We start from the raw sequence: 25359 nt of genomic DNA, 5'->3' as shown, positions 1-25359 counted from the left end.
CCATAAAAGTAAATGCACCTTCAATAAAGTTGCTTTTATCTGTTATTGTTTTTATTTTTAACATCATACCTATGCTATAGTATGATGTTATAGTGGATCTTTATAGTTATTAACCTATTTGACGGTAAGTTACCAGCAAGTATATGAGTAACGATGGTTACGCAAGTAGATAGCAGAATAGAGGTTTAGCATACCTAGAATTTAATTATGGGTTGGTAGGCGGCTGATAAATCGAGTGCCAAATCACTGAAACTGAACTAAAACCTAAAAGCAGGTCAACGATGAGTAATAAACAATATTTTAAAAGAACACTTATTTTCAGCGGTCTAACGTTCACTTCAATGCTGGTTGACGCAAGCGCGTTACTGCCGTTATCAGATCAAAACAATACTGGTGGATGGGTACTAAATACCGATGTAAGTGATGAGTTCGACCATGAAACAATAGACGAAAACCGCTGGTTTATCGTCGGAAAGTTTAAAAACGGCAAGCCGCAATACATTCATCCAGATAAACCTGACAAATGGGTATGGAAAGGCCGAGCACCCTCACAGTTTTCCGGCCGAAATTACCGCCTAGAAGAGGGGATGTTAATATTGGAAGCGCGCTGGGAGCCGGAATTTCCGTTTACAGAAGAGGTCAGAAAGCCAGTATTCGGTAAGCCAATGAAACATGAAAATATTACAGTCCCGTGCTTAATAAATCGACGCGCTTTTACCTATGGATATATTGAGATTAAAAGTAAATCGGCGGATGCTGAAATTACTAGTGGTTTTTGGTCAATGGGACCCGGCTTAGAAATCGACTTTTTTGAGTCTTTTGGTGATAGTCGAGAAGATCCTAAAAAAGACCATCTAGATAGTCAGTTGTGGTGGTCAATTCGTGATTGGAAAAAACCCCTTGGCGGCAAGCCAAGTTACACAGAAAGAAAAGATCTTGGTTTTAGAATGGCGGATGATTTTCATGTCTACGGTATCGAATGGGATGAAAATGGTATGAAATATTATGTAGATGGAAAGTTACTATCAAGTGTAACTGCAGAGCAAGTCACGCAATGGGCCAAAGAAAACAGAGATGACTTACCCGAGAACTATAATGGTTATGTGGCTACTCAACCAATAAACCTTTGGTTAGACATGGAAACATTTGCTTGGCATGGCTATCCGAATAGCAAAGAAGATTTAGAATTGAATAGTCCTGAAGGTGAAAAAGATGATGGGGTTGTTGATTTTGCCGTTGAATATATTCGTGTCTGGCAAAAACCATCTCATTTAGGTAAATAGTACAAAAGCCTTTTTTAAAAAATTGGCAGCGGATATTCTATTGTATTTCTACATGATATCCGCTGCCAAAGACTTCATTCAATATTACTGCGCCTTTACTTCCAATAACAACACGCCCTCTGAAGGTAATTCAAAAGTAGCGTCCATTGAATTGCCAGTCATCATATTCTGAACCGATACCGGTTGGTTATTATGCAATGACAGCTTTAGTTTGGCGGTATTGTGACCGACATTGAGTATATTAACCAGGTAACTTCCATCCGGCTGAGAAATAGTGCGCCACATGGTTGTTTTGTGACCTAGTTGATTGTCTTCCTTAATAATTACATCCGGCTTACTGCTATCTTTAATTTCGGCAAGTGCAGCTTGTTTTATTTCTGCAATGTCTGTCGTGCCTATAGTAATCAGTTTACCTTTACCCGAATCTAAACGTTTGGTGCGTTTCTGGCCATATTCGTTTAAAGATAATGCTTTTTGAGTATCAAGAATAATTGTTCCACCACTATCTAGGTATGACTGTAATGTTTCAAATTCCGCATCGGTAACAAAATTATTTCTGTAAACAACGATCACGTCCCAACTACTATTATCTTGTTTTTGAATAATGTTCTTGGTGGCAAAACCTAGAGGAAAGCCTTCGAAAAACATGGACTCATACAGTTTGTAGCTTTGTGACATATAATCGTCGATGTTAATTGCAGTCGTTTCTGAATAGAAAAAACGTAAAGGGCGACGTTGTTCGCGCAAAGCCACAATCTCTTCTGAAAAACTATTTAAGTCATACATAACCTGCGTAACTTCGTTAGTAACATGAGGTTGCATATTGTTTGAACCTGCATAAGCTCCCCCAAGACCTGGGTCGAAAAAGTTTAGTTCTCCTTCTAAACGGTCCTCGGGCGACCCATCGGGATCGCGAGCCCAAAACCATCCCATATTTGCATCCATTCCAAGTAAAGTGGCTAACCAATACACACTTCTAACATAGCTCGTACGCGTATCTAAATCACGCCATTGACCAGAGGATAAAAAGTGAGATTCAGAGTTAACGTTTATTTTGTCAGGAGCCACTGATTCCATAAAGTCATGGAACATGGCGACGAGTCCCCAGTGGTAAGAGTATTTTTCCAACCATTCCGATGATTTGCCTGGACGGATATTTTTGCTGCCAAAGGATTTGGCATCATGGCCAACCATTGTCGTAAGTTCCGCTAAAGCTTCGGTATCTATACCTCCTGAGCGTGCATTATCCATGAACATCCGCGGCATAATTTTAATATGGGTATCGGCGTCAGGGTTAACAGCATGAAGCTCACTTTGCATAAATGTAAACCAGTCAGTACTTCTGTCCATATTATAACGGGTCCAGTCATACCAAATAGGCTTCCCCTGCAAAGCGGGATCAATGGGAATTTCAATCTCGACTTCATCAAAGTTCTTAAATTCACTTTGCCAATTCCCGTTAAGCTTGGCTATATCATTCGCGTATTTTCTATCTAACCAACTACGAAATTTATTTAAAGTGTAAGATGAAATAGAAGTCATTTCTTGGAAGTTATGTGTCCAATGGTTTTTTTCAGCATACCAGTGAGGTTCATTGGCCAAAACAAATCCCAATTCTGTTACTTTCTTGCCTTTCGTTAACTCGCCAGTGCGGCGAATAATTTTACTCCATAATTTGCGTGCAAGTGGATTGTCGATATCAAATCCGGTAAATAGTGACCTACCCTTTCGTACCTCAGGTTCTTTTTCCTCAACCCACTCAGGAATACCCATTATCCAATAGACTAAAAAGCCAATATTGGTATCCGGTATATTTGTTAGCTCCTGCATTAACTCCTGATCAAAAGTCCCATCTTCTTTGAGTAAGAACGAATTGATAGCGCGATCATGGTCAACCGGATATAAATTCTCACCGCCATGATAAAGTGCGCCTAAATGATCGTTGTAAACATCAGTATTGGTGAGAGGTTGCCCCACTGTTTTTGAAAAGTAGTCATAGGGAAATATTGGTTTACCATTACTAACAAACATATTGTCACCGGACTTAGTACCTTGCCAGTCGACCTTATTAACCGGGCGACGTTTAATTTCACCACGTAACTCCTGACCAAGTATGTCAATACCCTTGTCCAAAATTTGAATAACCTTTTTACGTTCGAAATCTGGCAACTCGGCAGCAAGCCTCACCTTGTCTTTTGCATAGTAACGTTCGTAACCAAATGCCTTTTCTAAGGTCTCTGGGTTGGCTTCATCCCAGTTAGCAAATTTCAAAAATTGTTCAGAAAACCAGACGATGGTTTCCTCTCTAGTGACATCTATTCCTTTAGCACGAGCGTCGTTCATCATTGTTTCAAGTTGCTTTAGTCTTACTCGTGCTTGCTGCTCTAAGGAACTTATTTGTTGTTCTGCTACTTGTGCTGTATTCGATTTTGATTCAATGGACTTAGTGCAGCCAGCAGTTAGTAATAATGCTGAAGCTATCGATGCTGCCAAAAGGTGACGTGTCATGACTTTCCCCCAAATTAAAAATATCAATTTATTCTTTCATGTTAATTTTATGTTTCTTATTTAAACATATCATGTTTAAATAAGTCTCACTAATAAAATTTATTGTTAATCTGTTTATTTTTGTAAAAGTGGCGTAACAACGACGTACCTAGTGAGTTTTATAGTAAGCACACTGATATCGCTGTGAATGTTAAGAATATGTGCCACTAGGTTGCAATGGAATTAGTGAAGTTATCTGAATAAAAATAGTTTAAAAGGTCGGTGGATAATGTTTAGTAAAATTACAAAATTATTGTTGATTTCTTTTGTGCTGGCGTCTACGTCTTCAAGTATCGTTGCCGCAGAGCCTACATCAGACAGTAATAACATGAAAAAACCCAATGTTTTGATATTGATGTTTGATGACATGCGTTTTGATACTTTTTCCTATCGTGGAGGACCTGTTAATACACCAAATATAGATGCGTTAGCTGCTGAATCAACGCGCTTTGACAATGCTATGACAACAACAGGTTTATGCTCTCCGTCGCGAGCAGCACTTTACACGGGGCGCTGGGGACATAAAACTGGATTAGATGACAATGTTGAATTGTATTCAACCCGTTTAGCTGAGCTTGATCTCAAAGAGGGAGGGGTATTGCGCCGCGCGTCTGATGCTGGCTACTTAGTCGGTCATGTTGGGAAATGGCATTTGGGCGCGCGCGGAACAGAGTTACGTGGTGCAGAAATAGACTTAGCGCACGGACATGAGGCTCGAGAACGTTTTGCACGAGTTTATACCCCATATAGTAAAGTGCCTAAAATAGAGGGATATTATCAAGGAAAATTGGATAGCCGCGGGGAAAAGCACGAGTACTATATGACCTTAGACGGAGGATATGAGGACACTGCGGCCTATCAAAAAGTAGTTGCAGGAAAAAAAATGCTCAAACAAATGGCAGAAGATGATAGACCATTTTTTGGCGTAATTAGTTTTAATCAACCTCACCCAGCCTATCGTGTACCTGAACCTTACGCAAGCATTTACGACCCCGCGTTAGTTGAACTACCTGCCAATCATTTATCAAAGCGTGTATTTAAGCCGTTAGCGCAGGATGGTATTTGGTGGCCTTGGCATGACGTTGGTCATATGTCAGAAACAGACTGGCGCAAAGCTCGTGCTTTTTATTATGGGGCCATGGCGATGGTAGACAGAATTGTAGGGGAATTACTGCAAGCTGCAAAAGATGAGGGTGTTTATGACGATTTGCACATCGTTCTTTGGGGCGACCAAGGCAGTATGTTGGGGGAACACACTTTATATGACAAAGGACCGTATGCATACGATGAACTTATGCGTATGCCGCTGTTAATTAAAGACCCTGAATTACAGCCCAGAATAGTTAAACGTCAAGTATCGGTCTTGGATATTACTGCCACACTTGCTGATTGGATGACATTAGAGGCAGATGGTGACGAAGACGGACATACGTTGATTCCCCTAATGGAACAAGGAGATAAAGCGGAAGAAGGTGAAGTTGACTTATCTTTGTATGCTTATGAATGGTACAACGGCAACTGGTTTGGAATACGTGCAGTACGTACACCTGACTTCAAATTTGTTTGGAATCCTGGGGATAGTCGAGATGAATTTTATGATCTCAAGAATGATCCTGGGGAAGTACACAATCTAATCAAAGATCCTAAGTACAAAAAGCAACGGGCTGACATGGTCAAACTGCTGATATCTGAACTGGAAAGAGTTGCCGATCCCTCATTAGAAAAATTAAATTACCACGCGAAAGCGTATTTATAAGTTAAACCTATTTTAAAGAAGATAAGTATGAAAACTAAATTAAGTAAATACCTTTTCTCTGCCTCAATACTCCTAACTAGCTTTGTTGTGGCTGCTGAGCAAGCACCACGGCCTAACATTCTATTGGTATTAACAGATGATCAAGGTTATGCAGATGTTGGGTTTAGCCAATACGCGAGTAAGGATATTCAAACACCGAATTTAGATGCGCTAGCCAACTCAGGCGTCACATTTGATTCCGCCTATGTAGCACATCCTTTTTGTGGCCCAAGCCGTGCGGCATTAATGACTGGGCGATATCCGCATAAAATAGGTTCTCAATTTAATCTTCCAGTTAACGGTTCCGATACGGGTATAGATACCAATGAAGAGTTTATCAGTAAATCTCTTCAAAAAGCGGGCTACTTTACTGGGGCAATAGGTAAGTGGCATCTAGGTGAGCAGCCACAATATCACCCGAATGTTCGTGGATTCGATGAATTTTACGGTTTTTTAGGGGGCGGGCATAAGTTTTTTCCGGCTGATTATCAACCTAGATATGAACACGTAAAAAGCCAGGGAGTAAAATTTATAAATGACTATATTACACCGCTTGTACACAATGATGTTGAGGTACGTGAAACCGAATATCTAACCGATGCTTTCTCTCGTGAAGCTGTAAATTTTATTACTAAAGCAGCTGATGATAAATCTCAGCCATTCTTTTTGTATCTTGCGTACAATGCACCTCATGTTCCTTTGGAGGCAAAGGAAGAAGATTTAGCTAGGTTTAAACATATAAAAGATAAGAAGCGTCGTACTTATGCTGCAATGGTGTATGCCGTTGATAGAGGCATTAGGGAGATTGTTAAAACCTTGAAAGATACCGGTCAGTATGACAATACCTTTATCGTTTTTCTAAGTGATAACGGTGGAAAAGTTGAATTTGGCGGGGTGAATAAACCATTAAGAGAAGGTAAAGGAAGTGCGCGCGAAGGCGGACACCGAGTACCTATGATGATGCACTGGCCGGCAAAACTGAAACCTGGAAAACGTTATCCTCACCCGGTTTCTTCATTAGATTTTTATCCAACCTTCATGGCGTTAGCTGGGGCTAAAATACCGGAAGATAAAACACTTGATGGCAAAGACATCTGGTCACATATCGAACAGGGTTCCAGTGCGCGGAAGGGGGAGAGCTTATATGTATTGAGGCATAGAAAGGCTGCCCACGATGTGTCGGTAAGACGAGACCAATGGAAAGCAGTTCGAACAAAAGTAACTGGAAAGTGGCAGCTATTTAATATTGAGTTAGATATTGCTGAAAAAAATGATTTAGCCAAACAACACCCCGAAATATTACAAGATTTAGTCAATGATATCGCCCATTGGAGTTGGTCTAACGTCCCACCTAAGTGGTTTCATCAGCATTGGGAAGGAGATCAATGGCGTAAAGACAATATGCCCAAATTTGGTGAAACTTTCACGGTCGACTAATTAATAAAAATAATCGTTATGGAGTTTAGTTTGAACTGGCTTTAGTCGTCTATAAGTTGGTGTGAGCTACGGTAATTACGATATTACGTCACTTCAAATGGGAAACTATTATGGTAAATAACTTAGGTGTAAAAAACAGTTTGGCTATGGTTATTTCTGCTGTGTTAATGATAACAGGTTGCGAAAACACAACTATTGAATCAAATATGTCAGAGACAAAACCTTTAAATAATGATTCCGCTTCGCTTTTTACAGAATCAGAATCAATCATGCAACTTGAACAAAATTCACGTAGAAAGTGGGACAACCCCCAAATAGTTGACCTTGATAACGATGGATATTTAGATGTAATAATTACCGAGCATGCTCATGCTGCGAAAATTTTGTGGAATGACGGGGGCAGGTATTCGGAATCAAAACTGCTAATAAGTGGGGATACGCACGGTATAGCTGTTGCTGATTACGATGGCGATGGGCGCATAGATATCATTGTTTCGCAAGGTGGTGGTGGCGGCACAAATCCACGTTTACCGATTAGATTTCAAGTCAATCCAGACCGCACCTTGGAATCACTAGGGGTTTATTCACATTTTGAACGCAGCCGTGGAAGAGCCGTGAAGTTTGTTGATACTAATAATAACGGAGAATTAGATCTAATCACTTCAGCCTTTCCGCTTAAGTCGCAGAAGCAAGGGGGAAATTTTCAATACAGCAAAAATGATAGCAACGAATTCGACTTTATCAATTATCTTCCGCATGCCCAATGGTTGGGATATAAACTTTTAGTCGCGGATCTGAATAACGACAATGATACTGACCTCGTATTTTACGGTGGCAAAAATATGATTGCACTCTTAGGTGCTAATGGTTTGGAATATCAAAATGCCACAAAAGAGCTCTTTGGTGACCTAACCAATATCTCTCATACAAGCAGCATTTCTGCGTTCGATTTTGATAATGATAATGATCTTGATCTGTTGCTTACCCGTGCAAAACACCAATTTGAGGGGCAAACCTACTTCGATGATAAACGGCGACGCTTCGCTTTTTTTGCTCGCGGAAATAAAATGGATTACGAAGATTTGTTGATAGAGGGTGATCTTATTATTGAAAATTTACAAATGGCCTATCCTGATTTTAGTGTTTTCGTTGGTGCTAATAAATCAAAACTAACATTTGGTGACTCTGATAAACATGGACAAAAAGATTTTCAGTTAACTTCCCTAGAAGCCACTGGTTTTCCTGAAGATACGACTGAAAGGGGCCTTTATATTGGGTACATTGGCGATGGGTATTGGCGCATAGGTGGGCTGACAAAATCGCCAACGTCCGCGGTAATTCTTAATGTGAAATCCACGCCAAAATCTACACAGCAAGAACAACTACCGGTTAAATTATTAGAGAATAAACAGGGTGTCTTTTTAGATGTAACTGAACAATTTGGTATCGACGTCGCTGAACAAACTAGCAGTGCGGCCGTTGCTGATTTTGACAACGACGGATGGTCAGATATTCTAATTATCCGCAATGGTGACTCTTCTCAAGCCAATCAACAAATATTCTATAAGAATATTAATGGTAAGTATTTCGAACTTACTGACAACCACGGTGTTATATCTGCTGAGTTGGGAGCGACAGGGCAAGGCGCTGAAACGTTTGATTTTGATGATGACGGAGATATGGACATTCTCTTTGGAAATCAACGCGGCCGTTGGCATTTATTCGTTAACAATAGTAACGCACTGTCGAAAAACAATTTTCTAAAAATTCGTGTGGGGAATTCGCCGCGTCAAAACAGCTCTGCACAAAATGCAGTCTTACGTTTAGAGGCTTGTGGGAAAAAGTTCATACGCTATGTTGGTGCAAGTTCTGCGGCATTTTCCCAAAGCTTTGACACTAATTTGCACATAGGTCTTGGAAATTGCAGCACTATTGATAAAGCGACTATTACTTGGAGCAACGGCGAATTGCTTAACTTAACAAGTTTAACAGTTAATCATTTAAACAAAGTGGGTAGCTAATAAACCCAAAAGCCGTCTAACCAATTATTGAGGCAGCGCTACACGTGGTTATGAAACAATGACCATGCTCAGTGTTGCTTTCCCACACCATATTACGTTTTTAGGGTTCTAAAAACGTCCACAATATCAAAAAATCAGACTCAAATTACAAATATGCAACCTTTGAGTAACAATTTGTTGCTAATATAAACATCATATGTTTATATTAATAGCATGGAATCCATTTGTTAATAAATGCTTTAGTAAACGTAGATTTATCTACCGGGTACTTACCACTAAGAAGACAGGCCAAACTAAAAATGAATATAAAGTGCATAAGAACACACCACGTAAGATGCAACTTGGACAACCCTTTTGGATTTTCCCAATGGTATTACGACCAACGTAATGTGTTGATAGTAGAAATCATCGCCGATAATGGCGTGACAGGTTGGGGGGAGTGCTACGGTCCCGCAGCTGTTATTGAAGCGGCAATCGAAAAATTCTATGCGTCAAAAATACTAGGTATGAATATTCTGTCGACCGAAGCAATTTGGCATTTCATGTGGCGCGCTTCATTAGATTTTTCACGTTCAGGAATCATGATGGCTGCAATGTCGGGTATCGACATGGCACTTTGGGATGCAAAAGGGAAAGCTCTAAATCAAAGCGTTGGTCAACTAATGGGTGGCTCAAGTAGAGATAAAGTACCTTGTTACGCGACAGGTATGTATTTCCGAGATTTACCTGAAGATAATCTGCTAGAAGTTTTGGTAGACGAAGCCGTTTCTTATGCAAAACAAGGCTTCAAAGCAATGAAAATCAAAATAGGTAAAAACCCTAATTTTGATGAAAAGCTAATTGTTGCTATGCGTAAAGCGTTACCTAAGACGATCTTAGCTGCTGATTCGAATCACGCCTATGACCTACCAGAAGCAATAAAAATAGCTCGCATATTAGATGATAATGATTATGCGTGGTTTGAAGAACCATTATCGCCAGAACATCCAGATTTGTTTACGAAGTTACATGAAAAATCCAATATTGCTATTGCGACCGGTGAGTGTGAACAAACACGTTATGGTTTCCAGCGACTTATTAGTGCCGGAGGCGTGCAGCTGATTCAGGCTGATTTGGGATATTGCGGTGGTATTAGTGAAGCACTAAAAATTCGCGCTATTGCTTCTTCTAATGGACTCAACATGATCCCACATGTTTGGGGTACTCAATTAAATTTAGCTGCTGCTACCCATTTTTTATCGACTTCTTACAGTGAACCTGGCCGAGCGGAGGAAAAGCCTCTATTCCTTGAATATGACCGAACAGAAAACCCATTGAGAGATGAGCTATACACAACCAATGTGGAAGTGCTGAATGGACACGCGATCGTACCAAAAGGGGTGGGGCTTGGAGTAGAGATTGATGCTAAAAGGTTGAAAGAATTCACTGTTAAGCAAACAGAAACGGTGTTAGCTGAGGGCTAAAAACCTCTAGACCGTTAAATAGTATTTTGAATATTGAACACGACGATAAACAAACGTGGAGAGACCACATGACACACAATTTTAAACTCAACGCAATATCAGCTGCTGTTATAGCTACTTGCTTTAATCTTCCGGTGTTAGCTCAAGAGCTAGAAGATGAAGTAGAAAAAAAAGAACTCGAAAATGAAATAGAAATCATAGAAGTTACTGGATTTAAGGGGAGTATTCAAAAAGCGTTGAACGCCAAGCGCTTTAGTGAAAACGTCAGTGACTCTATACATGCAGAGGATGTAGGAAAGTCAACAGACCAAAATATTGCTGATGCTCTGTCAAGAATTACCGGTGTAACCGTTCAAGAGGATTCCGGTGAAGGAACAAGGATTTCAGTGCGAGGTGCTGGTCCTTCTATGAACCAAATTTCGATTAATGGAGTAGCTCTCACCGGTGGTATAAGTGATCCCTCTGGCAATGGTAGCAACGACAACAGTATAGATTTAAGCTCCTTCTCAGCGGATATCCTTTCTTCCGTTGATGTAGTAAAAACAGCCGCAGCAGATCAAGACGAAGGCTCTTTAGGGGCTAACGTAAACTTGAAAACAGTTCGCCCTTTGAATTTAAACAAACCACGTCGTTCATTTACTGTTGAAGGTCGTCATAACGAGTTTGCAGATGATCAAGACTTTCGGATCAATGCGAGTTTTTCTGACAAGTATTTTGATGATAAGTTTGGATTTATTATTACGGCTTCAAAAGACACTCAGAACACTCGTCAAGACAGAATAAATACTGGTTATGAGCAGGGGGCAATCCCCATTGCCGATTTAGCCGATGCCACTAATTTGCGCAAAGCGACAGATTTGGAATCTGGAATGCCTATACGTGTTTTGGGCTATCAGCGAGATGCAAATGGCGAACTATTACTCGATGCTCAGGGGCAACGACAACTCAATCCTATTGAAAGTTTATTAGATTATGATCCTGCGACACAAAAATTGGTCGAAGGCGATTTATTCGTTTTGGCCAGAGACAGCGTAAATTTTAGTTTAAGTAATAATAAGCGAGAGAGATTTTCAGTCTCTAGCGGTTTTCAGTACCGTCCAACAGACACAACAGATATTCAGCTTGACTTGACCTACAGTAAGCAACAGGTCTACACAGATTATCAAAGTTTGGTTATGAACATTTCACCCGATAATTTAATACACCCAGGAGATGATAATGTTGCGTTGAACGTTGTTGATTTAAATACAAATACGCTCCAACGCTCTACCAGTCGCTCGATTTCGGGGGGCTTTAATCGTACAACAGGGTTACGAGAAATAGATACAAAAGTAGCGACCCTTGATATCAATCATGAACTTACCAACGATTTATCAATGAGCTTTCTAGTAGGTTATTCAAAAACTACTGACGAAACCCCAGATGATAATGAGGCAGATAGATGGTTATCAATTGGAACTGCTACATGGGGTACTGCGGGCAGAACTATTGTTGAAGCTCAACCTAGCGAACGTTTAGAACTTGTGGGTTACGACTGTACTCAGGGAAGCACGAGAGATTGTAATTACTTTACTGGAACTCAAAACGCTATCTTTGATGCTCTTGATGGTTCAACTAACTATGTTACGAGCAGGTTTAACCCTTATGACCTAGAACACAATCATCTTGGAAATCTTAATTTCCGTAAGAATGAATTAGTTGATGAGAATAAATCTGTCTTTTTAGATTTCGATTGGGTTTTGGATTTCGAACACGTAACTAAAGTTGAATTTGGTGTGAAGTGGGCGGATAGGTCACGCTCTGTAAGCATAAACAATACTAATGTAACAAATGGAGCTGAACTGATTGATGTTGATGATCCTTCCGCAAATTTTGAGGTCAGAGGATTAGGGACAATTCGTGTTGCTGATTTTGTTTCAGGAGAGGCTTTCCCATACAACAATTTCGCAGAAGATATTCAAGGCAATCGCAGTAATGCCTTTTTTGGTGGTTGGGCGCAATTAGATGCAGAAAAAGCCTTAGAGCTGGTGGGTGGTAAAGATGCCGGTGAGTTAGGGGTTCGACATTCTAGGGCCGGTACACGAGAGATTGCGACAGAGACTGTAGCCGCATATTTCAAAACTAATTTTGAATTTATGGACGGAAAACTAACAGGTAATATCGGTGTTCGCTATGTTGAGGATAATACTGATGCAACAGGGTTAGGTGGTATAAATTATATTCGCTTCCCACAAATGCTTGACCCCTATGATTTGATTGTAAATAGAGGTTTGGCGAACATGGATAATCCTGCCTGCCCAGAGGCAGTTATTGCAGAAGGAAGTGATACTCGTTATACCCCTGCTAATGATGATCAACTGCGTAATTGTTGGTCATACACTATTACCCACGCTTACAACTTTAATAATGCAGCGACGATTCCGTTTGAATCATCCACTGGTGAATTTGTTATTCCAGGAGCTGATGGTATTCCAGGGCCGGATGTAAACCGAATGCTGTTTGTCGATGCCTCAGGCAATATTATTATGAGTAACGAATTGCCGTCACAGATATACGACCGCAGTGGTAATTTGGTGCCAACCAGTGCTTCAGATTGGGCTCGTTTTAATTCCAACGGATTAATATGGCCATTCCTTGACAGAAGCACAGCGTTTACTGGTCCTAATGGAGATGGACAAGAAGTGCAACAAAGAGAGGCTGCGGTATCTGACAAAGCGAAAAACAAACAATGGTTACCTAGTCTTAATCTAAATTACGCTTTGAATGAAGACACGATTGTCCGTTTTGCGTTAACAAAAACAATGACACGTCCCAATTTTGATTCATTAAATCCAGCTAATACTATTCGCGAAAGTCAATTTAACGCGAGTAATGGTAGAGCCGGAAATACCGGTTTGAAAAATTTAACGTCTAAAAACGTAGACTTTTCCTATGAGTGGTATTTCGACGAATCTGGTTTGTTATCAGCCGCTCTATTTTATAAAGATATGAGTAACTTTGAAGAGAATATTGTGACTCCTTTCCATTATAAGGACGTGCGAGATCAAATACCGCTGGAAAATGCCAATTTGTTGTTAGATTTCGATGCTAATCGCACACCTGGAGATGCGGATAAATGTCACCCTCATCGTTTACCTGCTGGCTTTTTCAATCAATGGACGATTGAATGTGATGTGGCCAATATTAATTTTGTTAAGAATGGTAAAGGTGCCACCATAAAAGGTATTGAAATTGGTTACACACAGAACTACAACGAGCTACCTGGTTTACTTTCTGGATTAGGAGTTAGTGCAAACTATACCTATCAAGATTCAGAACGTGATGTTGAATTAATCGGCACAACTGGTCGAACTTTGCGTCCACTCCCTCAGCCATTTACGCCCAAACACTCAGCTAATTTTACTTTATTTTGGGAAAAAGACGGAACGCAAATGCGTTTAGCTCATCGTTACAATGGTGTCCAAGCAGTCTCGCAAAGTGGTTTTGGTGCAGTATGGCAAGATGCAACTAATCGTCTCGATTTTAGTGCTAGCTATAGAATTAATAAGAACTTTTCTCTGACCTTCAACGCATTAAATTTAACTGATGACACAATACGCAATTTCTTTACTGCAAGCGGCACAACCGATGTGACTAACGCGAATTCTCAAGAAGTCGTATTGGACGAAGGAAATGTTCTTGATAACAGCGATGTTACGCGTGACAGAACAGTGGCGGCATTTAAAACAGGGCGGCAGTTCCGCTTCGGTTTGCGCGGTACTTTTTAGTTAATTAGATGAACAATTATTTTAGGGCGCTGAGCTCAAAGCTTCAGCCCAAAACAACAAAATTTTGGAGAAGTAAGATGAAAGAACACTTACTAAAAAATACGCTCATTACCGTTTCTATTGCCGGATTTCTGACAGGGTGTGGAGGTACCGAAGAAGGATATGACTCGGGTTTTAAAGCGCAAGATCCTGTGGTGATTTCTATGCCTGAAATCTCAGCTAGTTTAACTGAAGAAACTGGTATCCAAGAAATAGATTTGTTAGAGGGAGCGACGGCGGGCGGTGAACCTTTAAACGGCAATATCAATATTTCCGATTTAAACTTTTCCGTAGATCAAAATTATCTCACACCTGATGTCCCGTCGGGAGGGGTTGCCAATCAACGAGTTTCTCCTTTTACAGAAAAAAATGGCAAATTAATCGTCGATACCGATATGTTCTCTGATTTCTTAAGTACCTGTGATGATACAGATAGACGAGGTGGACCTAGAGTAGATGGTTCACCAACACCTGATGGCTTTTTAGATTCCCCTCCAGTGGTTACATATACTATTGATTTTGCAGTTGATAATGGTTTTAAACTACAACCGGGCGAGTCACTACCCAGACGCACATTAACGTTAGACGTGAATGCGGTATTTGATGGGGTTGAAGGCATAACTGCGCAACCCGCTAGAATTTTGCTTGGTCAAGAGTTTAAGTTATTTGCAACTGTGTTGCCTGAAAAAGCCTGTGCGCCTGAAGTTGGATTTGAAGTTGCGGATACCGATATTGCCACTATTGATGCTCAAGGTAACGTAACCACAAAAGATGTCGGCCAAACCACAATTACAGTTACAAGCTTGGATGATCCTAGTAAAGCGATCACGGTTGACTTGGAAGTTTATTCAGAATTTATTGTCGCGATCACTAACAAAGATACTGATGAAAATGGTCTAGAAACCGACATGAAAGAAATTCCTGCCTGTGTTTCTGCTGGTTTCGATGTTTCTCCAACACCAGCCGCCGGTGAATCACTCTCTGGTAACTACGCCTATACCTGGGAGTCAAGTAATAACAATGATTTCCCTCTTATTGAAAATATTAGTTATGGTGAAAAGGGCTCAGGTCGATTTTCTACCGGTGATGAAACTAACGTTGGAGACTCTTTCACTGCAACAGTAGGTTTAGCATCTGGTGATACTGGTACTACGGCTTTGGCTAATGTAGAAGCGAAATTAGTAACCGCTACTATTGTAAAAAATGAAATGTGTGAACCGGGTATCTCAGCCCATCCCGCTGGATTTAACTCTGATTTCTTATTGGATTTCTCTGGTGCTAAGTGGGTTGTAGCTAGCGGTGGCGCGTCTGGGGGAGCGGTTGCGCAGTCCGATATCGCGTTGTCTGGAAACTCTGTTGAAATCACATCGTCAACGGAAGATTTCACTGGCATCTTGCAAGGTGTTTTCAATAAGCAGCGTAACTGGGCTAGCGCAACTTATGGTTTAGGAACAACATCCATTGGGAACACATACAGATTTGCAGTTTGGGTGAAGTTGCAGGTTGTTCCCGATACTGAAATACGTGTTGACCACACTTTGTTACCTTGGACCTATGAAGGCGGCCCGTCAGGCCCCGGGTATAATTTAAGAAGACCTGGTGCTGGCATTATGTCGGCCACACTTAAGCCAACAACGGAGTGGCAACTATTAGAATTTACTGATGCTAATGGCAACAGAGAATGGACTGTGCCTGCTATATGGAATGTTGTTACTGATGTATTTGTTACTTGGGATGTTTATGGATTACCAGCTGGTGAGACTATTCTACTTGACGAATATTCAGTGATTAAAGTCAATTAAAATTTGTTGTTATGGGTGCAAATAATACCACTTGATTGTGAGTGGTCTTTTCCTTCAATTTAGTTGCTAAGTATAGGTGACTAAGGCAAGGAAATATATGCACTATCATCTACAAGCGTTCATCAAGAACTTGTCGCCAAGTAACTTCCGAGAAGATGTTTCCCTTAGTCTGCGAGAATTAGGGTTTCAAAAAGTTGTAAATGTTTACGCAATTCAATATGAAAAAAGAAAAATTTTTTGTTTTGGGGAAGTGTACTAGCGAAACCTCATACCGTTAACAAAATGGATTAAGTATGAAATTAGTTGTTTTACTATCGTTAATTATTTCAGTAATAACCTTTGGCTTGGTTGGATGTAGTTTAACTGAGTTGCAAAGATCACAAGAGGTGGTCAATTCTCACCAGTTGTTTGCTCAGGATGACACTTTTCTAAGTAATCAGAAAAACCTCAGAAAGTGGGATGCACCAACCATTGCTGATTTAGATCAAGACGGATATCCTGATTTGCTCCTAAACGATCATGGATTTAGTGTCAAAATTATTTGGAATAATCAGGGAGAGTTTGACGAGCCTTTCGATTTAATTATGGGGGATATGCATGGTATATCAGTGGCTGACTTTAATACTGACGGAAAATTAGAAGTTATTTTGGCTAGAGGAGGTGGGTCAGGTTCAAATGCGCGTAATTCAGTCATCTTTCAAATCGACAAACAGCGCAACATTGTCCAGCTTGCTGATTTTGATGAACCATTGGCAATGATGCGTGGTAGAACCGTTAAGTTTGTTGATCTCGATAAAGATGGCGATTCTGATTTAATTAACTTCGCTTTCCCATCACAAGAAAAGCAAGGTGCAAGTGAAAACTATCTGTATGAAAATGATCAAGGTAAAACGCTTCTCTTAAAAAATACCTTACCAGCCTCTATTCAAAATGGCCAAAAACTATTGTTGACCGATACCAACAACGACGGCTATGTAGATATTTTTATGTATGGTCAGGGTTCAGCAAAGTTATATCGAGGCGGACCCAATTTCATGTTTGAGTTTGCCAGTGAACAAATATTGCCCCCTAATATTCGTGATGTCACTGGGGCAGTAGAAATAGACTTTGATAATGATGGAGATTTCGATTTATTCCTAACTCGAGGCAAGGAATTTGAAGCTGGTCAAACGTTTTATAATGAGCCCACAAAAACCTTCGGATTTTATACCAAAAGAGGAAAGTTTGACTTTTTGCTTGAAGGTGTTGGCGATATTCTTTCACTAGAAAATATCCAGTCACAATGGCCCAACAAAAATATCTATATTGGTGAATCTGGCTACGATTATGTGTTTCCAGGAGAAACACATTCAGGTCGTGATATTCGGTTAGTGAATAGCGACGCGTTAGGATTTCCACAAACGCGCGATAAAAAAGGCACATACATTGGTTACGTCGGTAATCAAAATTGGCGCATTGCGGGTGATATCTTCTCACCCTTCACAGGAATTGTGCACGGTGTTGAATCTCAACCTATTGCTCCTCCTGACAATGGATTAACCAATCTTTTGCTGATTAATAATAAGGGAGCTTTCACTGATGGTACTAAAAACGCCAACCTAATGTTGCTCGAACATAGTATGGGAGTAGCCGTGGGTGATTTAAACAATGATGGCTATGAAGATTTAGTGGTTGTTAAACGAGGCGACTTAGTAAATCAAAATTCTGCCATATTGTATTTCAATATGGGCGATGGGCGCTTCGAGGAAGTAACTGACCATGGAGTTGTGACCACAGAGTTAGGTGCTATCGGAATGGCCGTCGATATTTTTGATTATAATCGTGATGGTCAACGAGATATTTTGATTGGAAATGAAAGAGGAAAATGGCATTTATTTGAAAATCAATCGAAGCAAACCTCTTTTGTCACAATTCAAGTTGGAAAATCGCCTGCTAATCAGGCCAGTCCATTAGGTGCTCGGATTCAACTAAATTCATGTAATGGAACTCAATTGAAAACAGTCGGATCTACAGGAGCTGCATATTCGTTAAATTACGTCACCAATATACAATTTGGGCTGGGCGACTGCGCCGATGAAGGCGCAGTAAAGGTGCTTTGGAGTAATGGAGAACAGCAATCAATCAAGCTAAGAGATGAATCACTGTATAAGGTAGGGAACTTTGTCAATTGATTTCTTAATTTAGCCTTTGATCCACGTACGAACGTAATCTACGGTCATAGTAGGTGGATCTTGGTTAAACTCCTCGCCGTCGAAGTCTTGAATATGTTGAGTCGGATCTAAGGGGACAAATCCATTACATTTGAATTCAGTAAAGGGCTTTCTTAGCCCTAACGATAATGCAACTTGCATAGGACGTTGCTTCCAAAACATGTTTTTTGATCTACCAACTTCAATATTGTCTACGTACCAAATTATCAACTCTGTGGTCACTTTTGCGCCGTATACATGGTAGGTTTTCCCTGGATCTTGCTGCAAAACATGCACATTCTCTTGCTCATGATATTTACCTGGACGGCGCCATTCTCGACCGGAAGGATTGGCTTTTGCGTTCTCTTTAGTTATTGCAGCATGTAGATTGTGATCGGTAATTTTTTCATTACCTGGAGTGAACGATTGGCGTTGCTGCATTTCAACAACATCTATTTCACTGTAACGCACGCTACCCGCTTCAAGTACAGAGTCATCAAAATTACTATACATCCAAAATGCAGGCGAAAACCCAGGAAATGTTGATACACCTTTTATGCGTGCTTCATAGTAGCCTAAAATTCCAGATGCTTTTGACTGCAGCATGGCAGATTTAAAATATAAAGTACTGTTCGCTATGCTTTTACCTTGCGAGCATGCATTACTAATGGTTCTTTTATGTTTATCATAAACCATTTTAATTTTTAACGAGCCTTGGCTTAATTCGGCATTTTCAGAGTTGTTCCAGGTCCATGTTTGCACATGCTTAGGATCTTCGATCCATTTTGTGTAGTCTAGTTTGTTGTTATTGAACTCGTCTGATCGCAGTTCATCAAGTATCCACTTTTCATCTTCAGTCGCATTCAACGGTCTAAATTCGTCGGCTTTAGCCAAGTTAGCAGACAAAGCACAGGGTAATAATGCGACGAAAATGCCAGTTCGTATTTTATAAATTACGTTGACCATAAATGGCTCCATTAATTAACACCAACATCGATTGCTGCTGGTAAGGGTTGTTCTCGTTTTTCACTACCAATTAGTAACATGCGGCGTTTATTACACTTAGCTGAATTTAGGTAGATTTAAATTTATTATTATGTTGCCATATTGTAAATCAAAACATCATATGTTTAAATACATAATATTAAAGGTTTGTGGGTATTTATTCGGCCTTTTAGTTTCATTTGTAGAGATTGTGAGTAAAGGGAATAGCCTCTAGATAGCGCGTGCAGACCAGCCCTTTTATATCTGCAAGCAACAGTAGTTAAGCAGACCAAAATAAACGAACGTTTGATAGCGCATTATATTTTGGGAACAGGAAAAGGTTATAAACTATGAAAAAAATGTTAATAAAAACTACATTAATCTTCGCAATATCAGGTTTTTTATTGAGCAGTGCTATTGCCAGCGAGCAACCTGTGCACGTAAAAAAACCAAATATTGTTTTCTTGTTCTCTGATGATGCCGGCTTTGCAGATTTTGGTTTTCAAGGTAGCGATACCATGATTACGCCAAATCTAGATAAACTCGCGACTCAAGGTGTGAAGTTTACCCAGGCATATGTCTCTGCTTCCACTTGCGGTCCTTCAAGAGCTGGATTAATGACCGGGCGCTATCAACAACGTTTTGGCTATGAAGAAAATAACGTTCCCGGTTACATGAGCGAAGTTTCAGCGCTCGATGGCGAAGATATGGGCTTGCCACTATCAGAAACTACGATGGGCGAGTACATGAAATCTCAAGGTTATGCTACTGCATTTTTCGGTAAATGGCATTTGGGTGGAACTGATCAGATGCATCCAATGAATCGTGGCTTCGATACTTTCTATGGATTTCGCGGCGGAGATAGAAGCTATTTTGCATATCCGCCTGATGCATCGGCACGTCAACAGGTACAAACATTCTTCGATAAAAAGTTAGAGCAAGGTCTGGGAAATTTTATAGAGCACAATGGTTACCTAACAGATGTGCTTGCAGAACAAGCCAATCAATTTATTAATGATAATAAAGAAAAGCCGTTCTTTGTGTTTCTCTCATTCAATGCGGTACATACGCCAATTGAAGCATTACCAGAGGATTTAGAAAAATTTCCTCAGCTATCGGGCGTCAGAAAACAAGTTGCGGCGATGACTTTATCGCTAGATCGGGCTAGCGGTAAGGTATTAGATAAACTTGAAGAACTTGGTTTGGCAGACAATACAATTATCGTCTACACAAACGATAATGGCGGTCCCACGGATAAAAACGCTTCTTCAAATTGGCCTCTAAGCGGGACAAAATCTAATCATCTTGAAGGTGGAATTCGGGTTCCTTTCTTAATGAAATGGCCTGGCAAGTTACCCCAAGGTAAAACGTATGATAAACCAATTAGTACCCTTGACTTGCTACCAACATTTTATGAAGTAGCGGGTGGAGAGCAATATAAAAAACCAGTTGATGGGGTCAATCTTATGCCATTTCTTATGGGGATGAAGGAAAGCAAACCCCACGAAACATTGTATTGGAAAAAAGAGTCAAGAGCCGCTATTCGTCATAATGATTATAAGCTAATTCGTTTTCCTGATAGGCCTGCAGAACTATACGATTTAAAAAGTGATATATCTGAACTGAACAATATTGCAGCTGAAAAGCCGAAGTTGGTCAAACATCTTTTCAAACAACTTTTTGCGTGGGAGTTAGAGCTTGAAAGGCCCCTGTGGATGTTAAAAAGGGAGTACGAGAAATACGACATTGACCGGATGGATAAATATCGTCTGCAACATGGTGATATCGATAAAAAATAGATGTGAATTTACCTAAATCGTGCGACTTAAAATTAATTTCGGAGTGAATATAAATGATGCTCGATAAATCTCAATATATCGCGGGCAAAATAGTAAAAGGTCCAGTCTTACATGAAGTGATTAACCCTGCGACGGGGTTGAAAACGGGGGTGATACATGCCGCCACAGCTAACGAGGCCAATAATGCGCTAATCGAAGCTCAAAAATGCTTTGTAAATTGGTCTAGTACCGCTGTTGCTGAGCGGGTTGAGTGGATGATGAAACTAAAACAAGCCATTATTAACAATGAACATGAATTACGCATGTGTGTGCATTTGGAAATGGGGAAAAGTTGGAGTAGCACTCAAGGCGACTATCAAATGCTAATCGATAGTCTAGATTACTACGCAGACCTGATTAGTAATAGAAAGCACAAGCAAATTCTGGCTAAAGATGGCAAAACTACACATACAATTATGGATGAGCCAATTGGTGTGGTCGCGGCTTTTCTAGCGTGGAACTTTCCATTGTTAAATTTAGCCTATAAATTGGGTCCAGCAATGGCTGCGGGATGTCCAATTGTCATTAAACCTTCAATCAAAACGCCACTGTCAGCCTGTTTGATTGGTGAGTTGTGTGCGTCAATCAACCTACCTGCAGGTGCAGTAAGTATTGTATGTGGTGATGATATTGAAATTGGTGATGCTATTTCAACGTCGACGATACCCGCGTTAATCACGCTAATTGGTTCAACCGAAGTTGGAAAGCATGTTATTGCCAAAGGCTCTACATCTATTAAAAAATATTCAATGGAGTTGGGGGGCAATGCACCCGTTCTCGTTATGCAGGATGCTGATATTGAACTGGCAGCAGATATTGTTGCAACGTTAAAAACAGAAAACGCTGGCCAGATTTGTGTCGCCCCTAATCGTATCTTTGTTCATAAAGATGTCCATGACCAATTCGTGGAAGCGCTGAAGTCTAAATTTGAGGCGAAAAATGTGGGTTTTGACCGTGAAGAGGATATAGATATGGGGCCTGTTATGGATACAGGTGCGTGGTCAAGAATCGATGGGTTAGTGAAAAAAGCAGTCCATCAAGGAGCGACAGTCGTAACCGGCGGCGGACGACCCGAAGGACTCTTAGAGGGATCATTTTATGCGCCAACTCTATTAACAGGAGTCACTAATAATATGGATATTTGTAGAAATGAAATTTTTGGGCCTGTTGCTAGTATTATCGCTTTTGATGAATTGTCTGAAGTTATCACCCAAGCGAATGATACGGATGCCGGTTTGTCTTCGTATATTTTCACTGAAAACTATGATGTCGCTAATAAAATAGCACGACAACTTAGATTCGGTGAGGTACACATTAACAGTGTCAATTATGCTATAAATTTACCGCATTGTGGATTAAATCAATCTGGAGTAGGGGTAGACTGCTCCGAATTGGCATTGGATGATTATTTTGCCACTAAACGCATCTCTGCTTTAAAACACTAACGCTGATATTTTCTTTCTCAATTTTTGACACTGCTGGAGCTGTTCCTCGAGGAAGCTCTAGCAGTGTTAACGTTGACAACACTTCTATTGGAATAACCACAATCGCAGCGCTGGCCTTTAATTCGCATCAATTGGCCGTGGTGTATCGACGTTTACGCTATGATCAAATACACCTAAATACTTCCTTTTTAAGACCGCCTAGTTAAGGACACCTTTACTTTCTTGACGGTTTAGCATTTTATCTAAACGTTATTTTAACTTTCCTATTATTTGTCAATGTTCTGTTTACGCCAAATTACCCTTAGGTATATAACTGAACACAGTGCCTGAACAAGTACGATATAAAATAGGCTTTCAGGTAACAGTGTCGAAATCCCCGACACTACCCCTGCGATGGTAAATTGAGTTGCACCAAACAACGCCGCCGCAGTCCCACTGTTTTGTTTGAAATAATCCATATAACAACTTTGAATATTAGAGGAAATTACTCCCAATGAGCCAATCGCTACTATCATTGATGTAGCAAACATCCAAAGTGGGGGCTGCAGACTAGTTAGTAGGAGAAGTACGACTAAGGTTACCCCTTGTAACGTCAGGCCCCAACGCAAAATTTGCAATGCGGGAAAATGATTTAACAAACGGCGGTTACTAATGTTAGTGACTATTATTAGCAAAACCTTTGCACTGAGTAACGCAGAAAATTGCGCCGGACTAACTGCAAAATGGTGCTGATATATAAATGATGCGTGGGTTAAAAAACAATTAATACTGAAAATGTCAGGGATTCAATGTGAATAATGCTCTGCCTCAACGCCGGAAAAGTCACCCAACACACTATGTTTGTTGGCGATGGCCATCGCCTTTGCATGGTCTGATTGATTCCAATCTGACACTGCTTGTTGATGGCAAGAGACACAATCGCCTTTAGCTGTTATTTACACATCTTATTTTAAATTAAAGAATTCACCTTGAGAGCATAAATAGCTGATTTATAGCTTATATATTTGTTTTTTAAATTATAGTATTTTGGAATTGCGTATTGGTAAACCTAACAAGTCGGAATCTACCGTCATTATTGCGTCGGAATAGGATTAATAATTTGAGTCATAGTATTCAGTGCTTTCAACGAGTTTGAAAGTGCGATGTATAACCGGAAACTTAAGTGGGAAAGTATGAGTGAACTAACAACGAATAAGACTATAAATTCCTCACGCCGCGCGTTTATGGCAACGTCAGGTAAATTAGGTGCAGCGCTTATTACCACAAGTTTAGGTGCGGGGGCATTCGCTAAGACAAAGTTAAAGCATAGCACATCGATAACCGAACTCTCGGCCAGTGTCCTTTCGAAAGCTATTAAAAGTCGACAAGTTAGTTGCGTTGAAGTTATGCAGGCTTATTTGGCTAGAATCGAGAAGTATAATCCGATTTACAACGCCATAGTGAGTCTACGAAATAGCGATGAGCTTCTTGCTCAGGCTAAAACTGCAGACGCCGCACTAGCAAAGGGTGAATATCATGGTTGGATGCATGGCATGCCGCATGCAGTTAAAGATCTCTCTGATGTAAGTGGAATAGTCACTACCAGTGGCTCGCCGATCCTCAAAAGCAATCTGGCAAAAGCGGACACCATTTTTGTTGAAAGGTTACGCAAACAAGGCGCTATTTTCATTGGCAAAACCAATGTGCCTGAATTTGGCCTCGGCTCTCAATCCTACAACAGTGTATTTGGCGTAACGCGTAATGCGTATAACCCAGCACTGTGTGCGGGTGGCAGCAGCGGCGGAGCAGCAAGTGCTTTGGCTTTGCAGTTACTTCCCGTTGCAGATGGCAGCGATATGATGGGGTCTTTAAGAAATCCTGCTGCATACAATAATGTTATCGGCTTCAGGCCAAGTCAGGGGCGTGTTCCCTATAAAGATAAGAATGGATTCTACCAACAGCTCGGCTATGAAGGGTCAATGGGTCGAAATGTTGAAGATACTAGGTTATTACTCGAAACAATGGCTGGTTATGATGCCCGCGTTCCCCTTAGTTTGCGTGATTCATTAGCATCCAGTCGTCCTGCCAATTTGTCTGAATTTAAGGTTGGATGGATGGGCGATTACAATGGGCATTTAGAGATGGAGCCTGGTATTCTTGATATGTGCACATCGGCATTATCCGGCCTTAATGGTGAAGGCCTGGTGGTTGAGGATTGTATTCCTAATTATGATTTTAATCGTCTATGGCAAACTTGGTTAACATTGCGTCATTGGACTATTGCTGGCGGTGCTAAAGGACTCTATGACAATCCTAAATTTCGAGCTTTAATGAAGCCCGAAGCCGTCTGGGAGATTGAAGGTGGTTTAGACATAACTGGCTTGGAAGTTTATAAAGCAGGTATAGCTCGCACAGATTGGTACAATTCACTATCTACACTATTTTCCAAATATGACTTTTTAGCCTTGCCATCGGCCCAAGTGTTCGCTTTTGATGCTGATTTGCACTGGCCGAAGAAGATCAACCAGAAATCAATGGAAAGTTATCACCATTGGATGGAGGTTGTAGTGGGCGGAACACTAACTGGCTGCCCAGTGATAAACCTCCCGGTTGGGTTTGACGCCAAAGGTCGAGCCATGGGAATACAAGTGATGGCGCCCATGGGAGAAGACGCCAAACTGCTTGATTTCGCTGCTGCATACGAAGCTAAAACTGACTATTTATCTATACGGCCTAGCTTAAGCTAGGCTGCCTTCGTATGGAACTGCAG

Annotated in this window: 15 protein-coding genes; 11 read left to right on the top strand and 4 right to left on the bottom strand. The window is 40.6% G+C overall.

The window, feature by feature from the left end; genetic code table 11:
* Nucleotides 1-281: 281 nt before the first annotated feature.
* Nucleotides 282-1283 carry a family 16 glycosylhydrolase gene (locus tag KO530_RS14920; RefSeq protein ID WP_216049248.1) on the top strand — a complete coding sequence of 334 codons (1002 nt, stop codon included), beginning with the start codon at nucleotides 282-284 and terminating at the stop codon, nucleotides 1281-1283.
* 84 nt (nucleotides 1284-1367) lie between these two features.
* On the opposite strand, the gene KO530_RS14915 is transcribed toward KO530_RS14920, so the two are convergent.
* Entirely contained in the window at nucleotides 1368-3791 is a 2424-nt protein-coding gene (locus KO530_RS14915) for a glycoside hydrolase family 42 (protein ID WP_216049247.1), read from the bottom strand.
* A gap of 268 nt (nucleotides 3792-4059) precedes the next feature.
* On the opposite strand from KO530_RS14915, the gene KO530_RS14910 reads away from it, so the two are divergent.
* The 7 genes from KO530_RS14910 to KO530_RS14880 all read left to right on the top strand — a co-directional run bounded on the left by KO530_RS14910 (nucleotide 4060) and on the right by KO530_RS14880 (nucleotide 18325).
* A complete protein-coding gene (locus tag KO530_RS14910; protein ID WP_216049246.1) occupies nucleotides 4060-5586 on the top strand; it encodes a sulfatase-like hydrolase/transferase in 1527 nt (508 codons plus the stop codon).
* Between the two features lie 27 nt (nucleotides 5587-5613).
* Nucleotides 5614-7062 (top strand): sulfatase family protein, encoded by a 1449-nt coding sequence (locus KO530_RS14905; RefSeq protein WP_216049245.1) that lies wholly within the window; start codon nucleotides 5614-5616, stop codon nucleotides 7060-7062.
* 110 nt (nucleotides 7063-7172) lie between these two features.
* Nucleotides 7173-9083 carry a CRTAC1 family protein gene (locus tag KO530_RS14900; RefSeq protein ID WP_216049244.1) on the top strand — a complete coding sequence of 637 codons (1911 nt, stop codon included), beginning with the start codon at nucleotides 7173-7175 and terminating at the stop codon, nucleotides 9081-9083.
* A 299-nt stretch (nucleotides 9084-9382) separates the two neighbouring features.
* The gene (locus tag KO530_RS14895; RefSeq protein ID WP_216049405.1) at nucleotides 9383-10546 is read left to right on the top strand and encodes a mandelate racemase/muconate lactonizing enzyme family protein; all 1164 of its coding nucleotides are present in this window, start codon (nucleotides 9383-9385) and stop codon (nucleotides 10544-10546) included.
* Nucleotides 10547-10614: 68 nt separating this feature from the next.
* A complete protein-coding gene (locus tag KO530_RS14890) occupies nucleotides 10615-14313 on the top strand; it encodes a TonB-dependent receptor (protein WP_216049243.1) in 3699 nt (1232 codons plus the stop codon).
* Nucleotides 14314-14390: 77 nt separating this feature from the next.
* Nucleotides 14391-16154: an Ig-like domain-containing protein gene (locus tag KO530_RS14885; RefSeq protein WP_216049242.1), complete on the top strand. Its 1764-nt coding sequence runs from the start codon at nucleotides 14391-14393 to the stop codon at nucleotides 16152-16154.
* Nucleotides 16155-16447: 293 nt separating this feature from the next.
* The gene (locus tag KO530_RS14880) at nucleotides 16448-18325 is read left to right on the top strand and encodes an FG-GAP repeat domain-containing protein (protein ID WP_216049241.1); all 1878 of its coding nucleotides are present in this window, start codon (nucleotides 16448-16450) and stop codon (nucleotides 18323-18325) included.
* 9 nt (nucleotides 18326-18334) lie between these two features.
* Here KO530_RS14880 and KO530_RS14875 read toward each other — a convergent pair whose 3' ends face one another.
* Entirely contained in the window at nucleotides 18335-19309 is a 975-nt protein-coding gene (locus KO530_RS14875) for a family 16 glycosylhydrolase (RefSeq protein ID WP_216049240.1), read from the bottom strand.
* A 368-nt stretch (nucleotides 19310-19677) separates the two neighbouring features.
* Between KO530_RS14875 and KO530_RS14870 the strand changes: the two genes are divergently transcribed.
* Nucleotides 19678-21126: a sulfatase gene (locus KO530_RS14870; protein WP_216049239.1), complete on the top strand. Its 1449-nt coding sequence runs from the start codon at nucleotides 19678-19680 to the stop codon at nucleotides 21124-21126.
* Between the two features lie 53 nt (nucleotides 21127-21179).
* Nucleotides 21180-22610 (top strand): aldehyde dehydrogenase family protein, encoded by a 1431-nt coding sequence (locus KO530_RS14865; RefSeq protein ID WP_252729294.1) that lies wholly within the window; start codon nucleotides 21180-21182, stop codon nucleotides 22608-22610.
* Between the two features lie 266 nt (nucleotides 22611-22876).
* Here KO530_RS14865 and KO530_RS14860 read toward each other — a convergent pair whose 3' ends face one another.
* Both KO530_RS14860 and KO530_RS22250 read right to left on the bottom strand, forming a co-directional pair.
* The gene (locus KO530_RS14860) at nucleotides 22877-23248 is read right to left on the bottom strand and encodes a hypothetical protein (protein WP_216049238.1); all 372 of its coding nucleotides are present in this window, start codon (nucleotides 23246-23248) and stop codon (nucleotides 22877-22879) included.
* A gap of 147 nt (nucleotides 23249-23395) precedes the next feature.
* Nucleotides 23396-23545, bottom strand: a complete 150-nt coding sequence (locus KO530_RS22250) for a multiheme c-type cytochrome (protein ID WP_354667880.1) — start codon at nucleotides 23543-23545, stop codon at nucleotides 23396-23398.
* 237 nt (nucleotides 23546-23782) lie between these two features.
* Here KO530_RS22250 and KO530_RS14850 point away from each other — a divergent pair, with 237 nt between their 5' ends.
* Complete coding sequence (locus KO530_RS14850) at nucleotides 23783-25336, top strand: amidase (RefSeq protein ID WP_216049236.1); 1554 nt, start codon at nucleotides 23783-23785, stop codon at nucleotides 25334-25336.
* Nucleotides 25337-25359 lie beyond the last annotated feature (23 nt).

The organism is Aliiglaciecola lipolytica, assembly GCF_018860635.1.
GTDB classification, from domain to species: Bacteria; Pseudomonadota; Gammaproteobacteria; order Enterobacterales; family Alteromonadaceae; genus Aliiglaciecola; species Aliiglaciecola lipolytica_A.
Note: the sequence above shows the minus strand (reverse complement) of the source record. Positions and strands in the feature narration are given on the sequence as shown.

Bases quoted from the DNA above. Each gene is read 5' to 3' on its own strand.
- KO530_RS14875 (WP_216049240.1), bottom strand. From the start codon at position 19,309: ATGGTCAACGTAATTTATAAAATACGAACTGGCATTTTCGTCGCATTA.
- KO530_RS14890 (WP_216049243.1), top strand. From the start codon at position 10,615: ATGACACACAATTTTAAACTCAACGCAATATCAGCTGCTGTTATAGCT.
- KO530_RS14905 (WP_216049245.1), top strand. From the start codon at position 5,614: ATGAAAACTAAATTAAGTAAATACCTTTTCTCTGCCTCAATACTCCTA.
- KO530_RS14915 (WP_216049247.1), bottom strand. From the start codon at position 3,791: ATGACACGTCACCTTTTGGCAGCATCGATAGCTTCAGCATTATTACTA.
- KO530_RS14870 (WP_216049239.1), top strand. From the start codon at position 19,678: ATGAAAAAAATGTTAATAAAAACTACATTAATCTTCGCAATATCAGGT.
- KO530_RS14865 (WP_252729294.1), top strand. From the start codon at position 21,180: ATGATGCTCGATAAATCTCAATATATCGCGGGCAAAATAGTAAAAGGT.
- KO530_RS14885 (WP_216049242.1), top strand. From the start codon at position 14,391: ATGAAAGAACACTTACTAAAAAATACGCTCATTACCGTTTCTATTGCC.
- KO530_RS14920 (WP_216049248.1), top strand. From the start codon at position 282: ATGAGTAATAAACAATATTTTAAAAGAACACTTATTTTCAGCGGTCTA.
- KO530_RS14895 (WP_216049405.1), top strand. From the start codon at position 9,383: ATGAATATAAAGTGCATAAGAACACACCACGTAAGATGCAACTTGGAC.
- KO530_RS14900 (WP_216049244.1), top strand. From the start codon at position 7,173: ATGGTAAATAACTTAGGTGTAAAAAACAGTTTGGCTATGGTTATTTCT.
- KO530_RS14850 (WP_216049236.1), top strand. From the start codon at position 23,783: ATGAGTGAACTAACAACGAATAAGACTATAAATTCCTCACGCCGCGCG.
- KO530_RS14880 (WP_216049241.1), top strand. From the start codon at position 16,448: ATGAAATTAGTTGTTTTACTATCGTTAATTATTTCAGTAATAACCTTT.
- KO530_RS14910 (WP_216049246.1), top strand. From the start codon at position 4,060: ATGTTTAGTAAAATTACAAAATTATTGTTGATTTCTTTTGTGCTGGCG.